Source organism: Bifidobacterium sp. LH_558, from assembly GCF_056356295.1.
Map to the genome: position 1 here is coordinate 50,071 of NZ_JBKETZ010000004.1, position 17,764 is coordinate 67,834.

Genomic DNA, 17,764 nt, shown 5'->3' on the forward strand with positions numbered 1-17,764 from the left:
GAAAGAAGCGAACTTCTATGTTTTCTCCACTGGCACTTACTCAGGCGTTGCCGTTCCTGCCGCTTGCGCAGGGCGACATCGACTATCAGACCGAACGTCGCGGTGAGCCCGGACTGGTCGCCGCGCTGCTCGCCGACGCCTCGACCAAAGTGATCCTGACCCGCAACGGGCGGGTCGCCGTGCCGCGCGGCCAAGGCGAACTCGTGGACCGTGAAACCGTCAGCATGCGGCTGGCCACCCTGCCCGGCGCATACGTGCTCGCGGAACTCGACCGCTATCCGCAGGCCGTGGCCATGTTCCTTGGCGCCTACGGCGGCGTGCGGGACGAACACGTGCTGGCCGTCGACATCACCCGCGTGCCCGAAGCGGGCGCTGCTGTGGCTCCCGCCCGCGTGACCGTGGCCGGAGTCGAGGATTCCGGAACCGTCGACGGACAACTGGGAGCGGCCGGTGCGACCAGCGCGACCGGAACATCCGCCGCTGGGACTGCGGACGCGGCATTGCGGGCGGTGCCCGACGCGGCCGGACTCGGTGCGGACGACGCCTTCGACGAATCCGTGGGCGGCGCGCAGGAGGCGAACATCCCCAAGCCGACGCTGCTGCAGCAGGCCGTCACCAGATTCGACTGGGTCGACCTGCGCGGCTTCGCCCCGCACGCCACCGCACGGGAGGCGGGGCAGGCGACCAGCGCCATCACCCTGAGCATCTGGCACAGCCGTCAGCGGCATTGCCCCACCTGCGGGGCTCCAGTCGAAACGGCGATGAGCGGCTGGGCGCAGCGGTGCACGAACCAGGCGGACGGCAACCGCGTGCTGTTCCCCCGCGTCGAACCGGCGGTGATCACCGCGGTGGTCGACGGGCAGGACCGATTGCTGCTGCAGCACAACGCCGCATGGAAGGACGCGCGACTGTATTCGGTGTCCGCGGGATTCGTGGAGGCCGGCGAGAACCTGGAGCATGCCTGCCGGCGCGAAACCATGGAGGAAGTGGGCATCCGGCTGGGCGAGGTGCGGTATTTGGGATCGCAGCCGTGGCCGTACCCGGCCTCGCTGATGGTGGCGTTCAAAGCGCATGCGATCAACACCGACGTGCGGCCGGACGGTACCGAAACGATGAACGCGCGGTGGGTGACGCGCGACGAATACACCGCCGAACTGATTTCGGGGCGGATGGTCGCGCCGGGCAAGGCCACCATCGCCCGCTACATGATCGAGGAGTGGCTCGGACGCGAACTGTGAGATGCCTCGACTTCGGCTTCGCCTCCGCTCGGCATGACGAAAAAGAAGGACGTCATCCTGAGCGGAGTCGAAGGATCTCTCGACAGGGCGAGCTGATAGGCTGGGGAGCATGAGTGAACACAACGAAGAACAGCCGCTGAACCTCGACATCCCCAGCCATCTGGAATACTCCGACGATCACGTGTGGGTGGACCTCGCGGACGGCGAGCTCGCCACCGTGGGCATCACCGAATACGCCGCCGAACAATTCGGCGAACTCGTGTTTGTGGACCTGCCCGAGCCGGGCGGCCATGTGGACGCCGGCGACGAAATCGTCGAACTCGAATCCTCCAAAGCTGTGCAGCCGCTGATCAGCCCCATCTCCGGCACCGTCCGTTACGTCAACCGCGACGTGGCCGACGACCCCTCCGTGATCAACGGCGACCCCTACGGCGAAGGCTGGATTCTCAAAATCGAACTCGATGACGATGAGCCCGAACTGCTGAACGCCGAGCAATACGCGAAAGTGGTCCGCTGAGACAAGCCACACGCCGATTCAGGCGCATGGCTTATATTGGGGAACATGAATAGTCCACGCAAGGAAGCAGCTTCATCCGCCACGGCGGCCGACGAAATGGCCACCGTGCCCATTCCTGCGCGCACCACGGTCACCAACTTCGACACGGCCTCCAGAAGGGAACGCATCGAGGGCAAGCCGCCGCTGGTGCAACTCACCCGCCGCGCGATCATCGGCGGATTTGGCGTCTGGTCGCGCTTGTCGACCGCGGTGGTCCGCAAGCTCGGATGGTATCCGCGCATCGAACCCTACGTGGGCTATGGCACCGACAAATACTCGCGCCTCATCTGCCGCACTGTCTACGGGCCGGAGCACTCGCGGGAGGGCGTGCTCAAGCGCGGCATCCGCGGCATGCTGGCCATCGCCGCGCCCCACACGCATGTGCGCATCAGCATCGACGGCGTGCCGTTGAACACCGTGCAGATCGGCGCGTCCGAAGTGCACGACAAGCCGGACCGCAAGCAGACGACCAGTTCGGAATACGCGGTCTCCGACACGGCCGGCTACCTTGACCTGCTGGCCGAACACGAGCTGCCGGTCGGCGTGCATCGCGTCTCCTACCGCACCAGCCGACGTAAGCCGGTGGGCGCGCACCTGTACACGATCCCCTCCAGTGCGAAAGTCGGCATCATCTCCGACGTGGACGACACGATCATGATCACGCAGGCGCCTGTGTTCTGGAAGGCCGCGTGGAATCTGCTGTTCCTGAATCCGAAGAAAAAAGCGCCCGTGCCGGGCATGAACGTGCTGTTCAACAAGCTCGCGGACCTGTTCCCGGACGCGCCGTTCTTCTACCTGTCGACCTCGCCGTGGAATGTGGAGAGCTCCATCCGGCATTTCGTCAAGGACCACGGCTATCCGCCGGGGCCGCTGCTGCTGCGCGACCTGGATCCGCGGCCCAAAACCTTCGTGCCGTCGGGCGTGCAGCACAAGCTGGAATTCGCCGAACAGCTCATGGCCGACTTCCCCGACATGAAGTTCATTCTCGTGGGCGACGACGGGCAGAAGGACCCCACCACGTACGCGACGATCGCCAAGCGGTATCCGGGGCGTGTGCTCGCCATCGCGATCCGCCAGCTTTCGCCCAAGGAGTCGCTCGGATTCGCGCCGATGACCGGCATCACCACCACGCAGCCCATGCCGGTGACCGACGTGCCGGTGTTCACGGGAACCACGGGCTCGAACCTGCTGAAAACCATGCTGCCGTATCTGAAAACGCATATGGTCTGATTCCCTCTGGTTTTCAGCCTGAACCAGTTGATGGAATTCGCCATGCGCGGCGCGCGGAAAATGCGGGGGAACCCATATAATCGCGCGTATGAGTGACGAGACGGTGGTGGCGATGGCCTTTGACGAAACGTGTGTGCGGCCGCCTGTGGCGCGGCGCGCGCCTGAGGCGCGTGAATTCCACGGCGACGTGTTCAACGACGACTACGCGTGGATGCGCCACAAGGATGCGCCCGAAGTGCGCGAATACGTGGACGCGCAGAACCGGTACTGCGAGGCGCGCATGGCGCATCTGGCCGGATTGCGCGGCACGCTGTTCGAGGAATTGAAGTCGCATGTCGAGGAGACCGACATGTCCGTGCCCACGCGCGTGAACGACTACTGGTATTTCACGCGCACGCAGGAGGGGCGGCAGTACGGCATCCAATGCCGCATGCCGATTCGCGGCGCGGACGACTGGGATCCGCCGCAGGTGGACCCCAAGGGCGAACCCGGGTCGATGCCCGGCGAGCAGATCGTGTTCGACACCAATCTCGAGGCTCAAGGCCATGACTTCTTCCGCTTGGGCGGTATGGATTTGAGCCGCGATGGCCGCTGGCTGCTGTACGGCGTGGATGTGACCGGCGACGAACGCTACGATTTTCGCATCCGTGATTTGGCGGCCGCGGTGGGGGAAAGCGGCGAAAATGGCGACGGAGGCGAAGGCAGTGATGGCAACGACGGAGCCGAAGAAAGCGCCGCGCATGTGGAACTACCGGAGGTGTTCGCCGGCATCGGCGGAGCCTGCCTGACGCCCGACGGACGATACGTGTTCTGGGTGGAACTCGACGACGCATGGCGGCCGTGCGCGGTGTGGCGGCATAAGGTCGGCACACCGGTCGAGAGCGACGTGTGTGTGTACCGCGAGGCCGATGAACGGTTCTGGGCCGGCGTGGGCATCAGCTTCGACGAACGCAACGTGGTGATCGGCACCGGTTCGAAAACCACCACCGAAGTGCTGATGCTGCCCGTCGATACGCCGGAAGGCGAATTCCGCGCGTTTATTCCGCGCGAAACCGACGTGGAATACGACGTGAGCTTCGCCTGCTTCGAAGGGGCGGGCGAGAACGGTTCGGACATTCCGCTGGCCGTGGTCTATCACAATGCGAAGAATCCGAATTTCGAAATCGACGTGATCGACATGCGCGAACACGAGCCGCCCTACCGTTTGGGCGAGGGCGTGTGCGTGGCGGCCGGCTCGCCATACGGCTGCGAACGTGGCGACGACGTGGAGCCGGGCGTTTCGGCGCGGCCGATCGCCACACCGTATTTCAATCCCGCGAACCCGCCCATCCTGCAAGGCATGCACGGCCTGGGCATCGAGGGAATCGCGATCCACCAGCATTTCGTCACCCTGAGCTATCGGGCCGACGGACTGCCGCGCGTGGCGATGATGACCAAGCAAGACGCCGCCGAGGATTTTCTGGCCGGCCGTGCGTGGCGGTTCCGCGAGCTCACGCCGCCCGCATTGGAAAACGACTGGGATGTGGACGAGCACGACGATTCCGTGTTCGCTGAGGTGTACGGAACGCAAGTCGAACCGCTGATCGCCGACGACACCGCCGGTCCGCACCGCAGGCCGGCCGTGCAGAGTGCCGAGCTTGACAGCCTCTCCGCGTTCGACGGCGCTTCGGCCGACGAGATGCCGGGCGAAACCCGACGCCTGTATTCGATCGGCGCGGGCGGCAACCCCTCATACGAGGCGCCGCGCATGCGCTATTCCTTCTCCAGCTACACGCGCCCCGGCGAACTGCGCGAAATCGACCCGGTCACCGGGCGGGACGTGCTGCTCAAACGCGCGCAGGTGCTGGGCGACTTCGACGCGCGCGACTATATGGAACGCCGCGTGTGGATCACCGCGCGCGACGGCGAACGCGTGCCCGTGTCGTTGGTGTGGCGTCGCGACCTGCCCGTGCAGGACGCGCCCATGTTCATCACCAGCTATGGCGCGTACGAAATCAGCTCGGATCCGGGCTTCTCGGTGTCTCGTCTGAGCATGCTCGACCGCGGCGTGCTGTACGCCGTGCCGCATATCCGCGGCGGCGGCGAGATGGGCCGCGCCTGGTACGAGCAGGGGCGACGGATGAACAAACGGCATTCCTTCGAGGATTTCGTCGACGCGACCATCGCCCTGCAGGACGCGCGGCTGGCGGATAAGCGCCGGACCGTGGCGAACGGCGGGTCTGCGGGCGGCCTGCTGATGGGCGCGGTCGCGAACCTCGCACCCGACCGTTTCGCCGGTATCGAAGCGGACGTGCCGTTTGTGGATGCGCTGACCTCGATCCTCGATCCGTCGCTGCCGCTGACCGTAACCGAATGGGACGAGTGGGGCGACCCGCTGCACGACCCCGAGGTGTACCGGTATATGAAGTCGTACACGCCGTACGAGAACCTTCCCGAAGGCGGCGCGTTCCCGAAGATCTTCATCACCACGTCGATGAACGATACGCGCGTGCTCGTGGTGGAGCCGCTCAAATGGCTGGCCGCCATGCATGAGCGCGGATTCGACGCCGTGGCGAAAATCGAGGTGGAGGCCGGGCATGGCGGCATCTCCGGGCGCTACAAGCAGTGGGAGGAAGTCTCCTACGAAAACGCGTGGTGCCTGAGTGTGATGGGCATCACGCGCTAAGGATGCCCATCACGCCCGGTCCGCACTATGCTCGCACTATCGGGTGATCCGGAAGATACGCGCCGACGGGACGTCGGTGGTGCCGGCGGTAAGCGTGACCATGCCGTCATCTCCACGGGTGACGGACCATGGTTTCGCGCCTGGCGCATGCTCGGGAGCGGAGGGATTGGGGAATACCTGCTCCAATTTGGCGTGGGCCGGCAGCGCGAAGGAACATGACGCGTCACCGGACCGCCGCCACACCGTCAGATAGCCGTCATCCTCCGAATCCGCAGCGGGGCGAAGGCCTGAGACCAGCCAATCGTCATTGAAATCAGGCAACCCCGCGGGCCACCACGGAACCAGGGATTGCTGCGACTTCAACACCGTGCGGTGCAACGCGATGGCGTCCCGCACCAGGGCGAGGCGGGTATCGTCCATGCGGTTGAGGAATCCGGCGAGATACAGGCGGCCAAGTATGCCGGCGGCCAACGTGAGAATCGCCGTCTCATCATCCATCTCCTGCTGGGCGTAACCCCAGTTGCCCTGCTGCTCGGGCAGAATCGTCAGACCGGCGCCCGCGGCGATCGCCGCGTACACCAGAGGATCGCACTGGTCGGATGTCGACTGCATGTCGAGACGGGACAGCTGGGCGTAATCGGCGCGCATGGCACCGGATGCGCAGTTCTCGATCATCACCTCGGGATGGCGTCGGCGAAGATCATCCAACCAATCCAGATAGGCGCGGCAGTGGTCCAGCAATCCACCTCCCGCGGATGTGGCGTTCTGCTCGGTGCCGACGCCCGGTATGGTGTTGTAATCGAATTTGAAGAACACCACGCCGAATTCGTCGATCAGCCGTTCCACGGTCCGCGTCACGTGATCGCGGGCGGCGGGGGAGCGGAAGTCGAGCAGATAGCGCCCGGAATCGCTCACTCGCACCCCATGACGCATGAAGAACGCCTCATCAGGAAGAGTTCGTGCCAGCGGCGAGCCGATGCCGACCACCTCCGGCTCGAGCCACAGACCCAAGCCCATGCCGTGCGCGCGAATCGTTTCGGCCAGACCGGCCAAGCCCATGTCGCCGAAGCGGTTGTTTGACGCCTGCCATTCGCCCACCATATTCCACCAGCCACCGTCGCTGCTGTCGTACCAGCCGGCGTCGATGCAGAACACGTCGGCACCGACCTTCGCCGCGCCGTCGATAAGCGGCAGCTCTTTGTCGAGACGGGGATCGCCGAACAAGGTGTTCATGTAATCGTTATAGACGACCGTATGCTGCATGTGCGCGAATTCGTCTGGCCTTCCGAGCTCAATTGCCTTCGCGCGGCGCAGCGCCCTTCTTTGGAAGGTCATCTCGGCGTTGGCCTGCTGCCAGTCTCCGGCCGCTATGGCGAACGATACCGGCACCGTCTCGAAGGGATGTTCCGGGTCGATGGTGGCCCACCACTGGTGGTCGCGGTATTCGGGGCCGAATGCGGCCACGCGAAGTCCGGGGAAGTTCTCGCCGATCTCCCACTCCCAGGCGCCGTTGTGCTCGATTTGCCACATCACGGAGCATGACGGACTTTGATCGGGCCTCGCGAGTTCGAGAATGCCGTCCGGCTGCGATGTTCCGGTGCTCCATGTGGAGGTGGAACGCCGTGCGAACACGGAGCTTGAGACGCCGGGGTTGATGGCGAAGCTGCGGTCGCGCAGGGTGGTGTTACGCAAAGGCGCGGCGTGCCAGTCGTTTTCCACGGCCCAAGCGGAGTCTCCCCACAATATGGTCGCGTGCTCAGCGTCGCTGTCGTTGGCGTCCGTCGGCAAGGTGAGATTGCATGAGGACACCGCTTCCACGATGAACGGAGCGTCGGCCGAGAGGCGGGTGTAGGTTCGTGCCGCGGAGATGCCGGGATAGGCTTCGAACACCGAGGTCACGGTGAGGGTCGGTGCGCATTGCGCCGGGGATGGGGCGTGATCGGTGCGCTTTGTGGGTTCGTCGTCGAACGTTCTCCCGTGCGCTTGCAGCGCGTCAAAGGATGCCGTTTGTGTGATCTCCAGCCGGTATGGGGTCATATCGTCCTGCTGCTGCGGCTGTTGCGGCGTCGCCGCGCAGGCGTGGGCGAAGCGCAGCTGCCGTCCGGCCAAGGTTTCGGCCAGATCCAGACGGTTGTCGTTGGAGCCGGTGATGGGGGCTGAGATCTCCACGATCGGTTTGGCGTCGCGTTGCGCGATTCCATCCGGCGACGTCGGCGGCATGCCTTGGCCCGACATGCCGATCATGCTGACGGGGCGATCGGCCGCCGCCTCGAAGGTTAGCGAGATAACGCCGTTGCCCCAGATGAAACGGCCTTGGGCATCCGGAACGATGTGATGGACATCGGATGAGGGGGATGGGGAGACAGGAGGTGTTGAGAACGCAGGCAAGGTCTTCTCCTTACTTTGGGGTGATGTTATCGAATGGTAGTCGATTGGCGTGCGAGTGGTGAGATGGGATAACGGGAATGCCGGGATTCTGCCGCCGATGTACGAATAGCGTCGATTCGATCGGATGCCGGTGCGAGACGCGGTGGGATGCCTGTCCATTAGACGGAATGCGGCGAGCTTGGATAAGGCGCGCGAGTGTAGGTTATCCTGCATGGCAAAGACATACAAGATCGCCGTGATCCCCGGCGACGGCATTGGCAAGGAAGTCACCCCGTGGGCCCAGCAGGCGCTGGAAAAGGCCGCACAGGGCGAGGCTGAGTTCACCTACGAGCATTTCGATCTTGGCGCGGAACGCTATCTGCGTGACGGCGCGATCCTTCCCGAAGACGAGGAGGAGCGCATCAAGGCCAACGACGCGATTCTGCTGGGCGCGGTCGGCGACCCGCGCATCAAGGCCGGCATTCTGGAGCGCGGCCTGCTGCTCAAGCTGCGCTTCGACCTGGACCAGTTCGTGAACCTGCGCCCCTCCAAGCTGTATAAGGGCGTCACCTCGCCGCTCGCCAACCCGGGCGATATCGACTTCGTGGTGGTGCGTGAGGGCACCGAAGGCCTGTACTGTGGCGCGGGCGGAGCGGTCCGCCGCGACACCCCCAACGAGGTGGCCACCGAGGTGTCCATCAACACGGCATACGGCGTGGAGCGCGTGGTGCGCTACGCCTTCCAGCTGGCCATGAAGCGTAAGAAGCATGTGACCCTCGTGCACAAGAAGAACGTGCTCGTCAACGCGGGCGACATGTGGCAGCGCCTGGTCGAGAAGGTCGCCGCCGAATATCCGGAAGTCACGCACGACTACCAGCACATCGACGCGGCCACGATCTTCCTCGTCTCCGATCCGAGCCGTTTCGACGTGATCCTCACCGACAACCTCTTCGGCGACATTCTCACCGATGAGGCCGGTGCCGTGGTGGGCGGCGTGGGCTACTCCGCCTCCGGCTGCATCAACGCGACCAACGAGTTCCCGTCCATGTTTGAGCCGATTCACGGATCCGCGCCCGACATCGCCGGCCAGAACAAGGCCAACCCGACCGCCGCGATTCTCTCCGCCGCGATGCTGCTGCGCCACCTCGGATTCGACGAGGCCGCCGCGAAGATCGACGCAGCCGTGGAAGCGGATATCGAGGAGCTGGGCTCCACGCAGCGTTCCACCGACGAGGTGGGCCGCGACATCCTCGCCCGCATCGCGTAGCGACAAACTGAATGTTAAGCGCTGGGCGTTTGAACGTTGAACGTTGGCATTGGGGCGTAAGACGTTGAGCATCAGAAGTTGAACGCCGGATGCGACCAAAGAACGGCCGCCATCCCAAGAATCGGGATGGCGGCCGTTCTCGTTGCTATGCTGGTGTGCCATGGTTGGTACGACATCTGAACTCGGTGGGGAAACAATGCGCACGCGGCGAGGAGAGTGCAAAACCCTCGGCGGCAAACTCGTCGCCGTCAGTGTTGCCGTTGATGATGCGGGGCGTGTAGCGGACTGCCATATCGACGGCGATTTCTTTATCGAAGGAACGAATGAGGCAAGCGACGCGTTATTGCGCGGCATCGAACAGGCGTTGCTCTCCGGCGAGTCAGTGTCCGAGGCGGTCGCGCGCCACAGCGAGGCTCGACTTGTGGGCACCGACGCCCAAGCCATCGAAACCGCATTCGCCCGCGCGACGAACCACTTGGAATGTGGCGAGGGAACCGATAATGCCCACGCCGCGGGCGTTCATGTCGAGAGTGGACATGAAGTGAATGCGAGCGGCGCGGAAGCGGACGATGCGCGGGCACGATGGGAGGCATTGACGCGTGAACTCGTGGTGACGCATGACCATCCGCGCTCGCCAGCGGAACAGATGGCGCTCGACGAACAGTGGGCGCGCGAGGTCGCGGCCGGCGCAAGGCCTGCGACGTTGCGGTTCTGGGAATGGGCCGAGCCTTGTGTGGTGATCGGCCGATTCCAATCCGAGGGCAACGAGGTCAACCTCGATGTGGCGCGGGACTTGGGGTTCTCGGTGGTGCGGCGCTGCACTGGCGGCGGCGCCATGTTCATCGAACCGGGCAACACCATCACCTATTCGCTGTATGCTCCTTTGTGGTTCGTCGAAGGAATCGACATCGAGGAATCCTATCGTCTCTGCGACCGTTGGCTGGTTGAGGCCTTGCACAAATTGGGCGTCGACGTGCGGTTCAGCGGCTTGAACGACATCGCCTCGCAGACGGGCAAAATCGGCGGTGCCGCGCAGAGGCGTTTCCCGCAGCCGCGCATGGGCGGCGATGTTTTCAAGAAGGCGGAAACCCCGCACAGGGATACCGCCGCCGGCACGGGCAGGAAGCTCAGCGATATGGGGTCGAATGCTGTGGGCGCGGTGCTGCATCATGTGACGCTCTCCTACGATATCGACGCGCAAAAGATGGCCCGCGTGCTCAACACCAGTCGCGAGAAGATGCGCGACAAGGCCGTGAAATCGGCCGTGAAACGGGTCGACCCGCTCAAACGCCAGACCGGATTCACCCGCGAGGAGCTCGTGAATTACCTCATTAGCGAGTTTGGTGTGTCCGGCTTCGAAGCCGGCCTCATGTAAAACGATTGATTCTCGAGTTTGGTGTGGATTTTTGAGGCTTTGCCGGCAAACGGACACACCAAACTTAAAATCGTCCTTCGCAGAGGCCTCGCGATACAATGGGCGGACGGTCTACGCTGACTGAATCACTATGAACAAGGACGGTGCAATGAGCATGGAGAAGCCAAACGCGACTCCTGAGGAGGAGAATCTGCTGCTGCATACCGCATTGTTCAAGCAGGTTTCTCCCGAAGAAGCCGAAGAACTGATTCCACACCTGAAAACCGCCGTGTACGACAAAGGCGGTTACATTTTCTTCGAAGGCGACACCGACCACCGCATGTATTTGCTGGAGGAAGGCCGTGTGAAGCTGATCCGCCAAGCGAACGACGAGCGCATTCAGCTGCTGTCCATTCACGCGCCCGGCGAGGTGTTGGGGGAGATTCCGGTGTTCGACCCCAGCGGCGGCCCGCGCACCGCCTCCGCGATCGCGATGAACTTTGGCACGCGCGTCGCCTATCTGGAACGTGAGGCGCTGTTCGCTTGGCTGGATGAGCATCCGCGTGTGGCGGTGGATATGTTGCAGGTGCTGGCCGGACGCATGCGTTCCAACAATGAGCGCATCTGCGATCTGGTGTTCATGGATGTGCCGGCGCGATTGGCGAAGACGCTGCTCAACCTCGCCTCGCGTTTCGGTGAGCCGGTCGAGGCGGGTCTTAAGGTGCCGCACGATCTGACCCAGGAGGAGATGGCGCAGCTGGTCGGCTCGTCGCGCGAGACGGTGAACAAGGCGTTGATGGATTTCGCCAACCGCGGTTGGATCGCCCGCGACGGACGTTCGATCATCATCTACCAGCCCGGTATGCTGATTCGCCGTTCCCGACGATAGTCGGTCGGCGATGCCCCTTTTGGGATCATAGGCATCGTGCTCTTTGGTGATATTTCAGGGTTTTTCCCAGTGTTTTTTAGGAGAGTGCGGTTCTTGTGACGATTCGTCACGATAGTGAATACGGGGCGGACTTGGTAGAGCGCCACCTTTAGAATGAGCAGCATGCCCAAAGAGAAGTCTGTAACAGTTCATCGTGCGCTCGTACTCATGCTGACCTACGTCGTGCTCGCCGTGTCCGGCGGCGTGGTGGCCAGTTTGCTGTTCATGCCTGCCGTGTTCGGCGCCAACACCGTGGCCAAGGCCGTCGTGCCGTCGCTGCAGGTGGAGGGCGTGGACTTCGACGTGACCAGCTTGCCGCAGAAGTCGGTGATGTACGCGAGCGACGGCACCACCGAAATCGCGCAGTTCTACAGCCAGAACCGCATCGTCGTGCCGCTGAAGGACATCTCCAAGCCGATGCAGCAGGCCATGGTGGCGCGTGAGGACCGCCGCTTCTGGCAGCATTCCGGCGTGGATGTGCAGGGCGTGCTGCGCGCGTTCGTGCAGACCTATCTGATTAGAGGCGACCAGCAGGGCGGCTCGTCGCTCACCCAGCAGTACGTCAAGAACGTGCTGCTTATGCAGGCGATCGAAGATAATGATCCGATCGCGCAGTACCATGCTTCGGAAAGTACCGTCGCGCGTAAGATCCGCGAGATGCTTATCGCCGTGCAGATGGAGAAGACCTACTCCAAGGCGGAGATTCTGCAGGGCTATCTCAACATCGCCCAGTTCGGCGTGAACCTGTACGGCGTGGAGACCGCCGCGGAACGCTACTTCAATACGACGGCCGCCGAACTCAATGTCGTGCAGGCCGCCACCATCGCGTCCATCACCCAGAACCCGAGCAGCTACGATCCCTCGATCGAGGAGAACCAGGCCGAATGCGAGACGCAGCGCAACATCGTGCTGTCTCTGATGCTGCAGGAGGGCTACATCTCGCAGGAGGAGTACGACGAGGCGGTGAACACCCCGCTGGTCGACACGCTTAACATCCAAGAGGTGAAGGTGGGCTGCCAGGATGCCGGCGACTACGCCTTCTTCTGCGATTATGTGGTGCACAAAATCGAGAACTCCGAGGAATTCGGCGAAACCGCCGAGGAACGCGAGAAGCTGCTCAACGAGGGCGGCCTGACGATCGTGACCACGCTGGACGTCGACGCGAACAGCCTGCTGATGGAAGAGGCTCGCAACACGATTCCCGCGGATGACGCCAGTGGCATGGAAATCGTCATGGCTTCGGTCAAACCCGGCACCGGAGAAGTATTGGGCTTCGGCATCAACAAAACATACGACGCCACATCGGAGGCCGCGTCGGATCCGACCAAAACCTCCATCAACTATGCGGTGGATATGGTCGACGGCGGTGGAACGGGCTTCCCGATCGGATCCTCGTGGAAGCCGGTCAATCTGATCGCATGGATGGAGGCAGGGCGCTCGATCAACGAGAACCTGCAGACCACCACACGATACGCGCAATCGGAATTCGACTGCGACGGCTATAGCGGAGGCCCGACGATATGGTCGGTGCAGAACGCGTTGGGCTCCGGAACCACGAATCCGGAAAGTCCATTCCTGGGTCTGGTGCGCTCGCACAACACCACACAGGCTTCGATGGGCGCGATCATCGGCCTGTGCGCTGTGGCCAACACCGCCACCGAGCTGGGCTACCACGACGCCTACACGGGGGCGACGCTGCAGGAGAGCACCTCGTTCACGCCGTCGATGCTTATCGGAACGGTGAACGTCTCGCCGCTGACCATGGCCAGCATCTTCGCCGTGTACGCCTCCAACGGCGTGCAGTGCAACCCGATCGCCTTGACCAAGGTGACCGACAAGAACGGCAACGACATCGACGTGCCCTCCGCCAACTGCCATCAGGCGGTCGATCCGGAGATCATCCAGACGCTGGCATACACCCTCAACCAGGGCGTGATCAGATCGGATGGCGCGGGCGGCTCGGCCCAGTTGGACAACGGGCGCAAAACCTTCGCGAAAACCGGTACGAACGGCAACACCTACGTGACGACGGGCGGCTTCATCCCCAACGAGATCGCCACCTTCGTACTCGTCGGCGACGCGCAGGGCTCGACCGCGATCGAGAACATCACCATCAACGGCGCGTACAACTCGTACTGGGACGGCTCCACCATCGCGGCCCCCGCATGGCGCCGATTCATGAACGCCTATGCGGAACGCAAGCAGTTGGCCATCGACAACGACTACGGACAACCGTCGTCGAAGTACACGGCGACCAGCAGCACGGTGACCTCCATCCAGGGCACCACGCTGTCCAGTACGACCAACCGCAGCAACAGCAGCAATAGCAACAGCAACAGCAACAATTCGACGACCAACTCGACCGGCGGCAACACCAGCCAGCAGAACAACTGACGCCGACGGTTCCGCCTGAATTGGGCATGTATTCGACGGGCGTTCACCGACAGCGGTGAACGCCCGTCTACAATATGTGGGTAGGGCGTCAGTGTTGAGTCGACGCCATCGAAATGGAGGGCGCGATGACGCAGAACGACCAGCTTCACGAGAATTTCGATTTCCGGGGATTCGACGTGCCTGAACTCGAGGCGGTGACACTGGCCGCTCAGGAGGCGGGCGCGAAGGCCGCGAAACATGCGAAGGCTGCGAAGTCCTCGAAGGCTGCGAAGGCTGCAAACGGTGGGGAAGGCGCCCAGAGCGGGAAGAACGGAAAGAATGGAAAGGCTAAGAAGGGGATCAAAGTGAAGAAGACGAAAGCGAAGTCGGTGAAATCGGCGGATCTGGACGCGAAGGACGCAAAAGTCGCGAAAACCGCGAAGCATGCGAAGGCTTCGCAGTCTGAAACGCGAGACGGTGCGCAAGACGGGCTGCGGGGGAGCGCCGCGGGCGTCAAACTATTCGAGCCGCTGACCCTGCGCGGCGTGACCATGCGCAACCGCGTGTGGCTGCCGCCGATGGACATGTATTCGGCGTTCGCGCGCGACGGCAAGCCCACGCCGTTCCACTATCAGCATTACGTTTCCCGCGCGATGGGCGGATTCGGCATGATCATTGTCGAAACGACCGCCGTCGCGCCCGAAGGCCGTATCTCCCCATGTGATGTGGGCCTGTGGGAGGACGGGCAGATCGAGGCGTGGCGTTGGATCGTCGACGGCATCAAGGCCGCGGGCGCGGTGCCCGCCATCCAGCTCAACCACGCCGGACGCAAAGCCTCCACCGGCTGTTTCGCCGTGGGGTACGACGGCGAAAGCGTACCCTTCGAGGCGGGCGGATGGCCTACTGTCGCGCCTTCGCCCATCCCGTTCGGCTCGTTGGCCAAGCTGCGCGCGTTGGGTGTGGATGAGATTCACGGCATCGTGTCTGCGTTCGCCTATGCGGCTGGACGTGCGGTGGCCGCCGGCTTCCAGGCGATTGAACTGCATGCCGCGCACGGCTATCTGATCTCGCAGTTCCTCGATCCGCTGTGCAACGAGCGCGACGACGAATACGGCGGCGACCTGAACGGTCGCGCGCGCTTCTTGCTGGAGATCGTGGATGCGGTGCGCGCCACGATTCCGCAGGACATCCCGCTGCTGGTGCGCATCTCCGCCACCGATTGGGCGGCCGGCGGCTGGGATCTGGACCAGACGATCGCGGTGAGCACCATGCTTAAGGAGCACGGCGTGGACTTGGTCGATGTCTCCACCGGCGGCATCATCGACGGTGTGACGATTCCCGTGAAGCCGAACTATCAGGTGCCGTTCTCCGCGCAGGTGCGCGCGAAGGCCGACGTTCCGGTGACCGCGGTGGGACTGATCACCAAGGCGAAGCAGGCGGAGAAGATTCTGCGCGCCGGCGACGCGGACGCCATTGAAATCGGCCGCGCCGCGCTGCGCGACCCCTACTGGCCGTTGCGCGCCGCCGACAAGCTCGGCGTGCGCGCCTCCGACATGCCGTACCCGCCGCAATACCTGCGCGGCGCATACTGACCCTCAGGACCTACAGGTCTGCGCCGACGGCTTCGCTGACGTGCTCGAAGCCGTCGCGCTTGAGCAGCTCGGCCAGGCCGCGCTTGAGCACGGTGATCTGCTGCGGGCCGCGGTACATCAGCGCGCTGATGAACATCACCAGGTCCGCGCCCGCGCGAATCTTGGCATAGGCCTGTTCGGGGGTGAAGACGCCGCCGATGCCGGCGATGGCGAAACGGTCGCCGTACTCGCGGCGCACCTGGCTGATCAGCTCGTTGCTGGCGCGGTAGGTGGGGCCGCCGGACAGTCCGCCCTCCCAATCGTGGGGGATGGCGAGGCCGGTGCGGTCCTTCTGCAGATTCGCGATGGACAGACCCTGCACATTATGTTCGGCGAGCACGTCGAGCAGTTCCTTGAGCTCGGGCCATGGCTTGTTGAGCGGAAGCTTGACCAGCGTGGGCTGCGGGCGGTCGATCTGGTCGAGCGCGGCGAACAGCTGGTCGAGGTTCTCGGGGCTTGCGGTGAAGGGTTCGCCCGCCTTGGTGTTGGGACAGGAGACGTTGACCTCGACCATGGCGGTGCGGCCCGCGGCGCGGCGCATGGAGATGCAGTAGTCCTCGATGCCTTCGGCGAGGTCGCCGGTGAGCGCGTCGTTGGTGCGGGCGATGGAGACGGAGATCTGCATGGAGTTCGCCTTGGTCCACGCCTGTTCGGCGCGTTCGATCACCGTGTCGGAGCCGATGTTGGCGAGTCCGACATGCACCATCATCGAATCGTATTCGGGCAGGCGGTGGAACCACGGCTTGGCGTTGCCGGGGCAGACGCGAGAGGTGGTGGAGCCGACCGTCTCGAAGCCGAAACCGGCGTTGTCGAGCAGCACCGGCATCTCGCAGTTCTTGTCGAGGCCGGCGGACAGGCCGAAGGGGTTGGCGAAGTCCACGCCCATCACCGTGGTCTCGAGCACGGGATCGGTGTAGTTGAGCATCTGGCGCTCGAGCCACATCAGCGGGATGATGTTTTTGGTCAGGCGGCAGAAGGCGATCATGCGGTCGTGCGCCTCATCCGGCGGCACGTTGAACACGAAGTTCGGTTTGATGATGTGCTTGTAGCCGAAGGTGAACAGGTCGGTGGTGGCTTTATTGACGGCGTCGTGCCAAAAGCTTTCGGAAACGTAACTCATGGGGTCCATTGTGTCACGATTGGCGTCGTTTGACCATGATGATTTGCAACGATTTAGCCATAGGGGGTGTTTGCTCTCGGCAGGATTGGCTTGTTCTCAAGGTTTGCTGATTTAAGGTGGCTAAATCGTTGCAAGTGGGATAGTGGGATGTGCGAAAGGTGACGCAAATTCTATAAGAAACGCTCATCTGGGTTTGAAATATGAGCTTTTATGTGCGATAATGTTCGTATGATTTCGTCACAGCGTCAGCACCTCATTTTGAGCAGGCTGCGCACGCGTGGTGCCGTGCGCATTACGGCGTTGTCGAAGGAGTTGGGTGTGTCAGCGATGACCATCCGCCGCGACATCGCCGAACTTTCCGACAAAGGCCTGCTTAAGCGCGTCCACGGCGGTGCCGTGACCACCAGCACCCTGCTGAGCGAGCCGTTGTTCTCGGTCAAGTCGCAGATGGACATCGGTCTGAAAGACGCCATCGCCCAAGAGGCCGTGAAATATGTGGCCCCCGGCGACGTGATCGCCATCGGCGGCGGCACCACGGCCTACGTATTCGCCCAGCACCTGCTCGAATCACAGCAGGCCAGCGGCATCACCATCCTCACCAACTCGATTCCCGTGGCCGAGCTGGTGCAGGCGCTCGAATCGAAGGATGTCGAGGTGATCGTCACCGGAGGCGTGATCACGCGCTCCAACTCGCTGGTGGGTCCCATCGCCGACAAGGTGGTCGCGTCCCTGCGCGTCAACACCGTGTTCCTCGGCACGCATTCGGTTTCCATCCCGCGCGGCTTCCTGATGCCGAACTCGCTGGAAGCCGCCACGGACATGGCGATGATGGACATCGCCGACCGCACGATCATCCTGACCGACCATACGAAGTGGAGCTGCACCTCGCTATCGCTGTTCGCGCGCTTCGATCAGGTGGACACGGTGATCACCGACGACGGACTCGACCCCGATTCCGCCGCCAAAACCAAGGATTTGGTGAAAGAACTCGTTCTGGCCCATCAGAGCGAACCCGAAGAGGAAAGTGAGTGACCA

Annotated in this window: 12 protein-coding genes; 10 read left to right on the forward strand and 2 right to left on the reverse strand. The window is 63.2% G+C overall.

Annotated features, from left to right (window positions below; translation table 11 throughout):
• Positions 1–17 precede the first annotated feature (17 nt).
• The 4 genes from nudC to AC1AV0_RS06550 all read left to right on the forward strand — a co-directional run bounded on the left by nudC (position 18) and on the right by AC1AV0_RS06550 (position 5,689).
• Positions 18–1,238 (forward strand): NAD(+) diphosphatase, encoded by a 1,221-nt coding sequence (gene nudC, locus AC1AV0_RS06535; protein WP_476572333.1) that lies wholly within the window; start codon positions 18–20, stop codon positions 1,236–1,238.
• Positions 1,239–1,347: 109 nt separating this feature from the next.
• Positions 1,348–1,755 carry a glycine cleavage system protein GcvH gene (gene gcvH / locus AC1AV0_RS06540; protein ID WP_476572335.1) on the forward strand — a complete coding sequence of 136 codons (408 nt, stop codon included), beginning with the start codon at positions 1,348–1,350 and terminating at the stop codon, positions 1,753–1,755.
• Positions 1,756–1,800: 45 nt separating this feature from the next.
• Positions 1,801–3,024 (forward strand): App1 family protein, encoded by a 1,224-nt coding sequence (locus AC1AV0_RS06545; protein ID WP_476572337.1) that lies wholly within the window; start codon positions 1,801–1,803, stop codon positions 3,022–3,024.
• Positions 3,025–3,112: 88 nt separating this feature from the next.
• Positions 3,113–5,689, forward strand: coding sequence for a S9 family peptidase (locus tag AC1AV0_RS06550; RefSeq protein ID WP_476572339.1), 2,577 nt, complete (start codon positions 3,113–3,115; stop codon positions 5,687–5,689).
• Between the two features lie 36 nt (positions 5,690–5,725).
• On the opposite strand, the gene AC1AV0_RS06555 is transcribed toward AC1AV0_RS06550, so the two are convergent.
• Entirely contained in the window at positions 5,726–8,077 is a 2,352-nt protein-coding gene (locus AC1AV0_RS06555; RefSeq protein WP_476572341.1) for a beta-L-arabinopyranosidase, read from the reverse strand.
• Between the two features lie 211 nt (positions 8,078–8,288).
• Between AC1AV0_RS06555 and AC1AV0_RS06560 the strand changes: the two genes are divergently transcribed.
• From AC1AV0_RS06560 to AC1AV0_RS06580, 5 genes are all read left to right on the forward strand, one after another.
• Complete coding sequence (locus AC1AV0_RS06560; RefSeq protein WP_476572343.1) at positions 8,289–9,323, forward strand: 3-isopropylmalate dehydrogenase; 1,035 nt, start codon at positions 8,289–8,291, stop codon at positions 9,321–9,323.
• A 196-nt stretch (positions 9,324–9,519) separates the two neighbouring features.
• On the forward strand, positions 9,520–10,698 hold the full coding sequence (locus tag AC1AV0_RS06565; protein ID WP_476572345.1) for a lipoate--protein ligase family protein: 1,179 nt from the start codon (positions 9,520–9,522) through the stop codon (positions 10,696–10,698).
• Between the two features lie 148 nt (positions 10,699–10,846).
• Complete coding sequence (locus tag AC1AV0_RS06570; protein ID WP_476572347.1) at positions 10,847–11,566, forward strand: Crp/Fnr family transcriptional regulator; 720 nt, start codon at positions 10,847–10,849, stop codon at positions 11,564–11,566.
• Between the two features lie 153 nt (positions 11,567–11,719).
• Positions 11,720–13,999, forward strand: a complete 2,280-nt coding sequence (locus AC1AV0_RS06575; RefSeq protein WP_476572349.1) for a transglycosylase domain-containing protein — start codon at positions 11,720–11,722, stop codon at positions 13,997–13,999.
• Between the two features lie 470 nt (positions 14,000–14,469).
• The gene (locus AC1AV0_RS06580) at positions 14,470–15,570 is read left to right on the forward strand and encodes an NADH:flavin oxidoreductase/NADH oxidase (protein WP_476572585.1); all 1,101 of its coding nucleotides are present in this window, start codon (positions 14,470–14,472) and stop codon (positions 15,568–15,570) included.
• A 10-nt stretch (positions 15,571–15,580) separates the two neighbouring features.
• On the opposite strand, the gene AC1AV0_RS06585 is transcribed toward AC1AV0_RS06580, so the two are convergent.
• The gene (locus tag AC1AV0_RS06585) at positions 15,581–16,729 is read right to left on the reverse strand and encodes a quinone-dependent dihydroorotate dehydrogenase (protein ID WP_476572351.1); all 1,149 of its coding nucleotides are present in this window, start codon (positions 16,727–16,729) and stop codon (positions 15,581–15,583) included.
• Between the two features lie 228 nt (positions 16,730–16,957).
• On the opposite strand from AC1AV0_RS06585, the gene AC1AV0_RS06590 reads away from it, so the two are divergent.
• Positions 16,958–17,761 (forward strand): DeoR/GlpR family DNA-binding transcription regulator, encoded by an 804-nt coding sequence (locus AC1AV0_RS06590; RefSeq protein ID WP_072723585.1) that lies wholly within the window; start codon positions 16,958–16,960, stop codon positions 17,759–17,761.
• Positions 17,762–17,764: the final 3 nt, after the last annotated feature.

Coding starts and splice junctions, on each gene's coding strand:
- nudC (WP_476572333.1), top strand. CDS start 18: ATGTTTTCTCCACTGGCACTTACTCAGGCGTTGCCGTTCCTGCCGCTT.
- gcvH (WP_476572335.1), top strand. CDS start 1,348: ATGAGTGAACACAACGAAGAACAGCCGCTGAACCTCGACATCCCCAGC.
- AC1AV0_RS06545 (WP_476572337.1), top strand. CDS start 1,801: ATGAATAGTCCACGCAAGGAAGCAGCTTCATCCGCCACGGCGGCCGAC.
- AC1AV0_RS06550 (WP_476572339.1), top strand. CDS start 3,113: ATGAGTGACGAGACGGTGGTGGCGATGGCCTTTGACGAAACGTGTGTG.
- AC1AV0_RS06560 (WP_476572343.1), top strand. CDS start 8,289: ATGGCAAAGACATACAAGATCGCCGTGATCCCCGGCGACGGCATTGGC.
- AC1AV0_RS06565 (WP_476572345.1), top strand. CDS start 9,520: ATGCGCACGCGGCGAGGAGAGTGCAAAACCCTCGGCGGCAAACTCGTC.
- AC1AV0_RS06570 (WP_476572347.1), top strand. CDS start 10,847: ATGAGCATGGAGAAGCCAAACGCGACTCCTGAGGAGGAGAATCTGCTG.
- AC1AV0_RS06575 (WP_476572349.1), top strand. CDS start 11,720: ATGAGCAGCATGCCCAAAGAGAAGTCTGTAACAGTTCATCGTGCGCTC.
- AC1AV0_RS06585 (WP_476572351.1), bottom strand. CDS start 16,729: ATGAGTTACGTTTCCGAAAGCTTTTGGCACGACGCCGTCAATAAAGCC.
- AC1AV0_RS06590 (WP_072723585.1), top strand. CDS start 16,958: ATGATTTCGTCACAGCGTCAGCACCTCATTTTGAGCAGGCTGCGCACG.